Raw genomic sequence first — 10,434 nt, forward strand, 5'->3', positions numbered from 1 at the left:
GGCCTGGCGGATCGACTTGGCGGAAGAGCGCCGGGCCAGGGGCCATGACCCCCATCCACCGCACCGCACCCGCAGCGCGGGTCGGACGGTCTCAGGAGGACCCGAATGCTAGGCACCATCACCACCGAGCAACACCCGGACCGACCCGCGACCGATCCGACCGCGGGGAAGGGGAGCGCGTACCCGGTCGACGTCGCGACGCTGATCGAGCGGGTCCGTGCCCTTGCAGCCGAGCGAGGCGGGCTGCCCACGCAGAACCGGATCATGACCGAGTTCCGGGTCGGCCGGCCCAAGGCCGCCGCCGCCCTGGCCGCGCTCACCGCACCCGACACCGAGACAACAGCACTCGACAGCCGCGCGGGTCAGGTCGACGGTCCGGGCGCGGCCGCGGTCCGACACCTGCACAGCGTCGCCGCCGACGACGACGAGGACCCGGCATTGCCGCAGGCCACGCAGGATGCGGACGCACCGGACGCGCCCGCCGGGCCTGTGGACGTGGCGGCCGAATCGACGACTGCACGGGCTGGTGTCGATGTCGCCCCGGCGCCTGTCGAGCCTCCCGCCGAGACGCCGGGTCCGGTGGCCGGGTGGCGGGGTCGGGTGCGGGCCTGGCCGCTGGTCCTGATCGCCGCAGGCGCGTTCGTCGCCATCTGGGGCGGCTGGGTCGGCCTCGGGGAACTGGCCGGGTTCGGCCCCATCCGACTCCTCCCGGGGATCGCCGACCACTGGGTCATCAACTCCGCCATCACCCTCCCGCTCGGCGTCGAGGCCTACGCCGCCTACGCGCTGCGGGTGTGGCTGGCCGGGCAGACCCGATCACGACGGGCCCGGCTGTTCGCCGCCCGCTCCGCGGTCGGCGCGCTGGTCCTCGGGGCGCTCGGCCAGGTCGCCTACCACGTCATGACCGCCGCCGGGATCACCGTCGCGCCGTGGTGGATCACCACGTTCGTCTCGGTGCTGCCGGTGGTCGTTCTCGGCTGCGGCGCCGCGCTCACACACCTACTCCACGACGGCCAGGACGATGCGGAGGTCCAGCGATGAGCAGCACCACGTTCGACGACCACGGCCCGACGCCCGACGAGGGTCCCGGCCATGACAACGTGATCAGCTTCCGACGCCCGCAGCCTGCCGGGCCGGTGGCCGACGACGCCGAGCCGCTGCCGCTGGTCGTGGACGGCCAGGTCCTCGACGACCGGGACGACACGGCCGAGGCGGGGCAGGCGCTCGATAGGCCGCGGGCGGGCGACCGTCTGCCCGTGCTGCGCCGCGCGGGCCGGACCGCGGCCCGCGGCACCGTCCACGTGATCACCACGGCCCGCCTCGTCGCCACTCATCAGCACACCCGCGCGGCGGGGAAGGCGTTGGGCCGCAACCTCTGGTACCCGATCGCCGGGGCCGGGATCGCCGCCGCCCGCTGGCGCGACGCCCACGGCGCGAACCGGTACGAGCGGATGATGCGCGCCGCCGAGATCGCCGGGGACCGCGAGGCGCTGTTGGAGTGGGAGGCCCGCGACGCCGCGGAGAAGGCCCGCCGCCACGCCCGCGTCATGGACTGGATCACCTCACCGCTCGTGCTGGTCAAGGCGTTCGCCATCGCCACCGTGTCCTTCACGATGCTGCTGCTCGGACTCGGGGTGATCCTGGCCGTCGCGGACTCCGACATCTCCCAGGTCCTCGCCCCGATCATCGGGGTGATCGACCTCGTCCGGTGGGTCGCCTGGTTCCTCACCGCGTACGGGGCGTTCCTGCTGCTCACCGGCACCGCGGGCGCACTGGCCTGGCTGTGGGCACTCGGACGCCGCCACACCGAGCCGCCCGCCTGGATCGCGCCCACCGCGTCCGACGACGGCCCGGCCCGGGACGTGGTGCCAGACGAGGGCGCGATCATAGCCGCGCTGCGCAACCTCAACCTCCCGCCGCTCACCCGCAAGCTCAAGGAGGGCTGGACGCCCCGATGGGTCCTCGGGACCGGCCGCGACGGGCGGGGGTGGCGCACACAGCTCGAGCTTCCGCCCGGCGTCACCGTCGAGATGATCAACGACCGCAAGACCGTGCTGGCCCACAACCTGGTCCGGCTGCCCGTCGAGGTCTGGCCCACTGAGCCCAAGAACCTGCCCGGCGTGCTGGACCTGTGGGTAGCCGACCAGGGTCTGTTGACCGGGCCGGTGGACCCGTACCCGCTGCTCGGCGAGGGCACCACCGACTACTTCAAGGGCGTGCCGGTCGGGATCGACCAGCGCGGCGACGTGGTCACGGGCAAGTTGATGGCCGCGAACTACGCCGCCGCCGGGATCATGGGGTCCGGGAAGACGTCGCTGGTGATCAACCTGCTGTGCGGGGCGATCCTGGACCCGCTGGTGGACGTGGACGTGTACTGCATGGCGTTCAACGTCGACTACGACCCGCTGCGCCCGCGGCTGCGGACGCTGGTCAAGGGCGACGAGGACGAACACATCACCGCCGCGATCGACGCCTTGCGGGAGCTGCGGTCGGAGGTGACTGCGCGGGGGAAGATTCTGGCTGAGCTCGGCGGGGACGAGACCAAGCTGACCCGCGAGATCGCCGAACGCGACCAGCGGATGCGGCCCCGCGTTGTGGTGTTCGACGAGTGCCAGGAACTGTTCCGCCACGAGCAGTTCGGCGAGGAAGCCAAGCAGCTCGCGATCAAGGTGATGATGAAGGCCCGCAAGTGCGGCATCACCCTGCTGTTCGTCACCCCGGCCCCCTCGGCGGACAGCCTGCCGCGCGACCTCGCCAAGACCGTCTCGCACCGGGTGTGTTTCGCGATCGGTGACCACCAGGGCAACGACGCCATCCTCGGCACCGGCGCCCACCGCCAGGGCATCACCGCCACGCACCTCGTCCCAGGTGAGGACGTCGGCACGGCGATGGCGTCTGGGTTCGGCCCACGGCCGGGGCTCCTGCGGACCTTCTACATCCGCCGGGACAAGACGGTGGACCAGCTCTCCCCGATCGTCGCCCGCGCCCTGGCCCTGCGCGAGGCGGCCGGGATCAGCGACACCCCTGCCGCCCCTGTCGAGCCCGTGGCGGTGCTCGATCCGCTGGCCGACATCGCCGCCGTCCTGGCCGGGTCCAAGCGGCTCCGCACCCAAGAGGTGCTGTCGCTGCTGGCGGCCCGCAACCGGCCGGCCTACGGGGCGTGGACGTTCGAGCGGCTCGCCACCGAGCTGCCCGACGGCGCCAAGCCCTACAAGTCCGGCGGGGTCATGGTCGTGAGCGCGGACCGGGTCGCCGAGGCCATCGCCGACCGCGACGCCGAGGACATCACGGACGGTGACGGCGAGGACGGCACGTCGGGTGTCGCGGGCTGAGGGAGGTCACGGGGAGTCGGGGAGTTCTCCCTCACCGCCTCCCCGCCCCCTCCTCCCCGACCTGATCAGCAACGACAGCCCTCGGGGAGGCCGGGGACCCGCCCTCGTCTGACCTGCTGAAAGCCCCGAAACACGGGATCGAGCCGCCACCTGGCGGCTCCCTCCCTCCCCTCCGCACGCCCCCGCACGACTACCGAGCGTGAGTAGTCGGTGACGACGAGGACGGACCCGATGACCACACCCACCGTGCACACCTCGCCTGCGCAACGGGCCCGTATCGCGGGCTGGCTCGACCTCGCCGCCCGCGGCTGGGCCTTGTTCCCCGTGCTGCCGGGCCGCAAGCAACCCGCCATCCGCTCATGGGAGCAGCGCGCCACGACGAACCCGGACCGCATCGAGCTGTTCTTCACCACCCACCCCGACCACAACGCCGGGATCGCTGTCGGCCCGTCGGGGCTGCTCGTCGTCGACTGCGACACCCCCAAGCCCGACCAGACCGACGGCACCGAGGCCGGCCGGGACGGCTGGGACGGCTGGGACGTCCTGCACGCGATGGCCGACGGCCGCGGTGGAGTCCCGGCCACCTGGACCGTGACCACGCCCTCGGGCGGGCGTCACCTGTACTTCCGCGCCCCCGACCCGGTGGCGGGCCAGGCCGCGCTCGGCAACACCAGCCGGACGCTCGGGCCGATGCTCGACACCCGCGGCAAGGGTGGGCAAGTCCTCGCCCCGGGAAGCCGACTCCCGAACGGCGCCTATCAACTCGCCGACGACACCGCCCCCGCCCGACTGCCCGGGTGGATCACCTGGCGACTCACGATGCGCCGCCCTGCGGCCGCCTCAGCGCCCCCTGTAGCGCCGCCCGTGGCCCTGGGGTACCGGTCGGTCTACGTGGCCGCGATCGTCCGCGCCGAGCTGGCACGGGTCCGCTCGGCCGGGCGGGGCGGGCACAACGCCGCGGTGTTCACCGCCGCCCGCGCCCTCGGGCAGCTCGTCGGCGCCGGGGTCCTCGACCACCACGCCGCCGAGGCCGACCTCACCGACGCCGCCGACCACATCGTCGGCGGCCCGTGCGACTGCACCGCCCGCGACATCGCCGCGTCGATCACTTCCGGGCTCGCCCACGGCACCCGACGTCCCCGACGACTCCCACCCCCTGTCGAGGCCATCCGACCCAACCCGCACAAGGAGTCCGCGTGACCACCCCGACCGACTACCCCACCAGCCCGAACCCCGGCGCCGATGGCGCCGTCCTGCTCGACAGGGTCCGCGCGGCGCTCGCCCGCTACGTCGTCCTTCCCTCCGAAGCCGCCGCCACCGGCATCACGCTGTGGGTCGCCGCGACCCACGCACAACCCGCGTGGGCGCACGCCCCACGCCTGGTCATCCGCGGCCCGGAGAAGCGCTGCGGCAAGTCCCGGCTGCTCGACGTCGTCGAGGCCCTGGCCTGGGCCCCGCTGATCACCGTCAACAGCAGCCCGGCCGCGGTCTATCGGTCGATCACCGCCGACCCGCCCACACTGCTGGTCGACGAGGCGGACACGATCTTCGGCCCGAAGGCCGACGCCAATGAGGACCTGCGTGGGCTCCTCAACGCCGGGCACCAGCGCAACCGGCCCGCCATCCGCTACGACGCCGCCGCCAACCGCGTCGAGAAGATCCCCACGTTCGCCATGGCCGCGCTGGCCGGAATCGGGGCCATGCCCGACACCATCGAAGACCGCGCCGTCATCGTCCGGATGCGCCGCCGCGCTGATGGGGAGACCGTCTCGCCCTACCGCCACCGCCGAGACCGCCCCGCACTGCGCACGCTCGCCGACGAACTCCACGGCTGGTTGCGCGGCGACCTCGCCGAGCTGGAACGGGCCGAGCCGGTCATGCCCGTCGAGGACCGCGCCGCCGACACCTGGGAGCCCCTGATCGTCGTCGCCGACCACGCGGGCGGGCCCTGGCCCGACCACGCCCGCGCCGCCGTCCTCGCCCTGCAGAGCGAGGCCGCCGACAACACCGACACCTCCGACCGCGTTCGGCTGCTCGTCGATGTCCACGCGGCGTTCGGGGACGAGGACGCCATTCCGACCGCGACCCTGCTGCAGCGGCTCAAAGCCGACCAGGAAGCTCCGTGGGGCGAGTACGGGCACAACGGGCTGACGTCGATGAAGCTCGGGGTGCTGCTCCGGGAGTTCGACGTCCGCTCCGACACCATCCGATTCCCCGGGACCGGGCAGGCCAAGGGCTACCACCGCCGCGACTTCCACGACGCCTGGCGCCGCTACAGCCCCCAGGTCCTCGACGACCCCGCCACGGCCGAGAGGGAGAGCCGTACCAGCCGTACCAGCCTCAACACCGCAGGTCAGAGCGGTACGGCTTCCCCTGCTGGTACGGCTCAAGCCGTACCACCTGCGGGCACTGGTACGGCTCAAGCCGTACCACCCCAACAAGCCGTACCGGGGCTGACCTGGGAAAACGAGGCTGGTACGGCTGGTACGGCTTCCCCTCACCTTCGGATCGTCGGCGGTGACAGATGACCGGTCGTGGTGCGTCGGCCGGGGTGGTCCGTCCTCTCCCGGAACGGCTTTGGACCCCCGATGACGTGGCGAGCTATCTCGGTGTTCCGGTGCAGACGCTCTATCAGTGGCGTCGCTGCCGCACCGGACCGCCCGCACGAAGGGTCGGCCGCCACCTCCGCTACGACCCGGCGGCTGTTCATGACTGGTTCCTCGGACTCGACGAAAACGCTGGATAGGGGCGCCGCCATGGGACATGTGCAGGATCGCTGGTGGAAAGAAGTCGGCAAGGACGAGCGTGGGCGGCCGGTCCGCGAAAAGACGAGCGGCCACGGCAAGGGAATGCGCTACCGGGTGCGCTATATCGACCCCGACAACAAGGAGCGTTCCAAGTCGTTCGCCGACGGCAACAAGCGCGCCGCGGAGAACTGGCTCGTCGAGGTTGAGAACGACAAGAACAAGGGCTCCTATCTGGATCCGACCGCAGGCCGCGTGACGTTCAAGGCGTTCGCCGACTCATGGTTGTCTGCTCAGACGTTCGACGAGTCGACGCGATCGGCAGTGGAGACGCGGCTGCGTGTCCACGTCTATCCGTACTTCGGTGATCGGGAGCTGCGCGCGATCGGTCCGAGCGTTGTGCAGAGCTGGGTGCGGCAGTTGCAGCAACGGGGGCTGGCTGAGACATACCGACGGACGATCTTCGCGAACGTGTCGGGCGTCTTCACAGCGGCTATCGACGACGAAAGGCTGCGTCGGAATCCGTGCGCGGCGAAGTCGGTGACTCGGCCGCGCGGGGAGTACCCGAAGATCACGCCTTGGGAGACGGAGAAAGTCGCGCGGGTGCGGCATGAGATCGGGGAGCGCTACCGCCTTCTCGTCTCGATTGGGGCCGGGTGCGGACTCCGGCAAGGCGAGGCGTTCGGGTTGTCCCCCGACGACATCGACTTGGAGGCCAAGATGATTCGTGTCGTTCGGCAAGTCAAGTTGTTGAACGGGAAGTTCGTCTTCGCCCCTCCGAAGCACGGTCGAGTGCGAGACGTGCCACTTCCGTCTTCGGTCGCGGCTGCTATCAGAGAGCACCTGAAGACGTACAAGCCCGTTGCATTCACGTTGCCGTGGCGCGATCTGACCGGAAAGGCGACCACTGTGCCGCTGCTGACCTGGACTCGTGAGCGCGGCACGTTGAATCGCAACTCGTTCAACCACCACGTGTGGAAGCCCGCGCTGCGGGCGGCCGGCGTCGCCAACCCGCAACGGAGTGACGGCTTCCACGCGCTGCGCCACTTCTATGCCTCTGTGCTGCTCGACGGCGGAGAGTCGATCAAAGCGCTGTCTGAGTACCTGGGACATGCGGACCCGGGCTTCACGCTCCGCACCTACACGCACCTGATGCCGTCGAGTGCAGAGCGGACCCGGCGGGCCGTGGACGCCGTCCTGGGCGCCAACGCGGAAGGCCCGGCCTCCCCGCTTGTGGGCGGGGAGACCGGGCCTCCGGAGGCTCTGACGGCCTAGTGACGGCCTGACCACGGCTCCTGACCGGCTTTTGGCTGGTCAGGAGCTATGTGGGATCAGACGTCGTAGTACAGCGCGAACTCGTAGGGGTGCGGGCGCAGCCGCAGCGGGTCGATCTCGTTCTCCCGCTTGAAGTTGATCCACGTCTCGATCAGGTCGGAGGTGAAGACGCCACCCTCGAGCAGGTAGTCGTGGTCGGCCTCGAGCCGGTCGATGACCGCGTCCAGGCTGGCGGGCACCTGGGCGATGTCCTTGGCCTCCTCGGGCGGCAGCTCGTAGAGGTCCTTGTCGATCGGCGCCGGCGGCTCGATCTTGTTCTTGATGCCGTCGAGGCCGGCCATCAGCATCGCCGAGAAGGCCAGGTACGGGTTGCCCGACGAGTCCGGGCAGCGGAACTCGATGCGCTTGGCCTTCGGGTTGTTGCCCGACAGCGGGATCCGGATGCAGGCCGAGCGGTTACGGGCCGAGTAGACCAGGTTGACCGGGGCCTCGAAGCCGGGGACCAGGCGGTGGTAGGAGTTCACCGTCGGGTTGGTGAACGCCAGCAGCGACGGCGCGTGGTGCAGCAGGCCGCCGATGTAGTAGCGCGCCATGTCGGACAGCCCGCCGTAACCGGACTCGTCGTGGAACAGCGGCGAGCCGTCCTTCCACAGCGACTGGTGCACGTGCATGCCGGAGCCGTTGTCACCGAAGAGCGGCTTGGGCATGAAGGTCGCGGTCTTGCCCTGCGCCCACGCGACGTTCTTGACGATGTACTTGAACAGCATCACGTCGTCGGCGGCCGACAGCAGCGTGTCGAACTTGTAGTTGATCTCGGCCTGGCCGGCGGTGCCGACCTCGTGGTGCTCGCGCTCCACCTCGAAGCCCATCGCGGTCATCGTCGAGACGATGTCGGCGCGCAGGTCGGCGTAGTGGTCGACCGGCGGGACGGGGAAGTAGCCGCCCTTGTAGTTGACCTTGTAGCCGAGGTTGCCGCCGTCCTCCTCGCGACCGGTGTTCCACCAGCCCTCGGCGGAGTCGATGTGGTGGTAGGTCTCGTGCGCGCTGGAGTTGAAGCGGATCGAGTCGAAGACGTAGAACTCGGCCTCGGGCGCCATGTACGCGGTGTCGGCGATGCCGGACGCGGTCAGGTACTCCTGCGCCTTGCGCGCGACGTTACGCGGGTCGCGGCTGTAGGGCTCGCCCGTGATCGGGTCGTGCACGAAGAAGTTGATGTTCAACGTCTTGTGCTTGCGGAACGGGTCCAGCCGCGCCGTCGTCGAGTCGGCGAACAGCGCCATGTCCGACTCGTTGATGGCCTGGAAGCCACGCACGGACGAGCCGTCGAACGCGGCGCCGTCCTCGAGCAGGGCACCGGCGGTGGCGGCGGGGACGGTGAGGTGCTGCATGACGCCGGGCAGGTCGCAGAACCTGATGTCGACGTACTCGACCTTCTCGTCCGAGATGTACTTGAGTACCTCTTCGGAGTTGCTGAACACGCTCACTCGCTCCTTCGGATGGGCCTGGGATTCGGCGAGTCCGCACTGACCCGCATGTGTCGGCCGGATGTTCGTCGACCGAAATCGTCGTTGACGCTATGGCGGCGGTGTTGCCCGGCCGTCACCCTCTCGTTTCACCGAGGTTAACGGCCGGACCTGGGACTGACCTCACATCGCCCGCCTACGCTAGGGGGCATGAGCCGCTGGATCGACTCCTGGATGCCGGGTTCACCCGCCGGGTCCGGGCCCGCCACAGAGCAGAACCACCCTGGTGAGAAGTTCGGGCTGCCCGAATCGGGACCGGGTTCGGTGGCCGGGTTCTGGCGCCGCCTCGGCGGCCTCACGATCGACTGGCTGCTCGGGTACCTGGTGTCGCTGCTGTTCGTGGGTGCCGACTCGTTCGGCCGCGGGTCGACGTTCGGCTGGACGATCTGGCTGGTGTGGTTCGGCATCAGCGCGCTGGCCGTCGCCGTCTTCGGGTCGACCCCCGGGATGCTCGCGCTCGGGATGCGCGCGGCACCGGTCGACGGGCGCGCGGTCGTCGGTGTGCCGCGGGCCGTGGTGCGCACCCTGCTGCTGGGCCTGGTGATCCCGCCCCTGGTGCGCGACGACGACGGCCGCGGCTGGCACGACCGCGCCGGCGCCACGATCGTCATCAGGACGCGCTGAACCCTTCCTGCGAGGCGGTCAGCGACGCTTGACGGTGCGCTGCACGCTGCGGATCTTGGCGCCCTGCGGCATCGGGCCCTTGGGCATCGCGGCCGCGCCGGTGCGTGCGCCCAGCGAGGCCAGCCGCGTCTCCAGTGTGTCGATCTGGGCGCGCTGGATGTTGCGCGGCAGCTTGCGCAGGTGGTTGTGCAGCTGCGACAGCGGCACCTGACCCTCGTCGTTGCCGACGATGATGTCGTAGATCGGGACGTTGCCGATGACGCGGGCGGTGCGCTTCTTCTCCTGCGCGAGCAGGGACTTCACCCGATGGGGCGCACCCTCGGCGACCAGCACGACCCCGGGCAGGCCGATGACCCGATGGACCGCGTCGAGGTGGGTGGTGCCGGCGATGCTGGTGGTGACCCGCCACTGTCCGCGCAGGTTGTCCAGCGCCCAGCCGGCGGCGCCGGGCTGACCGTCGGCCTTTCCGTACACCGTCTTCTGCACGCGGCGGCCGAAGATGCTGACGGCGGCGAGCGCGCCCACCGCGACACCCAGCGGCAGGGTGAACCACTGCAGGCCCCAGAAGAGCCCGATGGCGAAACCGAGCGCCGCACCGAGCAGCACCACCCCGACCATGATCGGGATGAGCAGCTTGTCCTCGCGGCGCTGCATCTTGAACGCCTCGAAGATCTGGGAACGTCGCTGCTTGGAGGCGGCGCGGCGGGTGCGCTTCGCCTCCGCTTTCGCTGCCTTGTCGGGCTTTGCGGCCATGGTGGCCAGGATACGGGTCAGCCGCGTGCCAGCAGGGACCGAGCCTCCTGAGAGGCCGCGCCCTCGCTCGCGAGGTGCGCGAGACCGGGTGAGAGCTCCTCGCCGCGGGCCGCAACAGTCTGGGCGTACAGCCGTCCGGCGCGGTAGGAGGAGCGCACCAGCGGCCCGGCCATCACACCTGCG

General features: G+C 70.6%; 9 protein-coding genes and 1 pseudogene. 7 read left to right on the forward strand and 3 right to left on the reverse strand.

What is annotated here, in order from left to right:
* Positions 1 to 105 precede the first annotated feature (105 nt).
* From TOK_RS23780 to TOK_RS23805, 6 genes are all read left to right on the forward strand, one after another.
* Positions 106 to 1,041: an ABC transporter permease gene (locus tag TOK_RS23780; RefSeq protein WP_253258597.1), complete on the forward strand. Its 936-nt coding sequence runs from the start codon at positions 106 to 108 to the stop codon at positions 1,039 to 1,041.
* A complete protein-coding gene (locus TOK_RS23785; RefSeq protein WP_098960223.1) occupies positions 1,038 to 3,332 on the forward strand; it encodes a zonular occludens toxin domain-containing protein in 2,295 nt (764 codons plus the stop codon). Before TOK_RS23780 ends, TOK_RS23785 begins: the two co-directional genes overlap by 4 nt.
* Positions 3,333 to 3,563: 231 nt before the next feature.
* A complete protein-coding gene (locus TOK_RS23790) occupies positions 3,564 to 4,532 on the forward strand; it encodes a bifunctional DNA primase/polymerase (protein ID WP_098960224.1) in 969 nt (322 codons plus the stop codon).
* Positions 4,529 to 5,860, forward strand: a complete 1,332-nt coding sequence (locus tag TOK_RS23795; RefSeq protein ID WP_141566519.1) for a DUF3631 domain-containing protein — start codon at positions 4,529 to 4,531, stop codon at positions 5,858 to 5,860. The genes TOK_RS23790 and TOK_RS23795 overlap by 4 nt, the downstream gene beginning before the upstream one ends.
* The gene (locus TOK_RS23800; protein ID WP_098960225.1) at positions 5,857 to 6,078 is read left to right on the forward strand and encodes an AlpA family transcriptional regulator; all 222 of its coding nucleotides are present in this window, start codon (positions 5,857 to 5,859) and stop codon (positions 6,076 to 6,078) included. The genes TOK_RS23795 and TOK_RS23800 overlap by 4 nt, the downstream gene beginning before the upstream one ends.
* Before the next feature lie 10 nt (positions 6,079 to 6,088).
* Positions 6,089 to 7,351 (forward strand): site-specific integrase, encoded by a 1,263-nt coding sequence (locus TOK_RS23805; protein ID WP_098960226.1) that lies wholly within the window; start codon positions 6,089 to 6,091, stop codon positions 7,349 to 7,351.
* 56 nt (positions 7,352 to 7,407) lie between these two features.
* Here the strand turns inward: TOK_RS23805 and glnA are convergent, their stop codons facing one another.
* Complete coding sequence (gene glnA, locus TOK_RS23810) at positions 7,408 to 8,829, reverse strand: type I glutamate--ammonia ligase (RefSeq protein WP_098960233.1); 1,422 nt, start codon at positions 8,827 to 8,829, stop codon at positions 7,408 to 7,410.
* A gap of 195 nt (positions 8,830 to 9,024) precedes the next feature.
* Here glnA and TOK_RS23815 point away from each other — a divergent pair, with 195 nt between their 5' ends.
* Positions 9,025 to 9,498 carry an RDD family protein gene (locus TOK_RS23815; RefSeq protein ID WP_098960227.1) on the forward strand — a complete coding sequence of 158 codons (474 nt, stop codon included), beginning with the start codon at positions 9,025 to 9,027 and terminating at the stop codon, positions 9,496 to 9,498.
* Positions 9,499 to 9,516: 18 nt separating this feature from the next.
* On the opposite strand, the gene TOK_RS23820 is transcribed toward TOK_RS23815, so the two are convergent.
* Both TOK_RS23820 and TOK_RS34415 read right to left on the reverse strand, forming a co-directional pair.
* A complete protein-coding gene (locus TOK_RS23820) occupies positions 9,517 to 10,251 on the reverse strand; it encodes a DUF4191 domain-containing protein (protein ID WP_098960228.1) in 735 nt (244 codons plus the stop codon).
* A 17-nt stretch (positions 10,252 to 10,268) separates the two neighbouring features.
* Positions 10,269 to 10,434, reverse strand: a pseudogene (locus TOK_RS34415) (lipoyl synthase); the annotation flags it as partial.

This window comes from Pseudonocardia sp. N23 (genome assembly GCF_002583555.1).
Lineage (GTDB): Bacteria > Actinomycetota > Actinomycetes > Mycobacteriales > Pseudonocardiaceae > Pseudonocardia.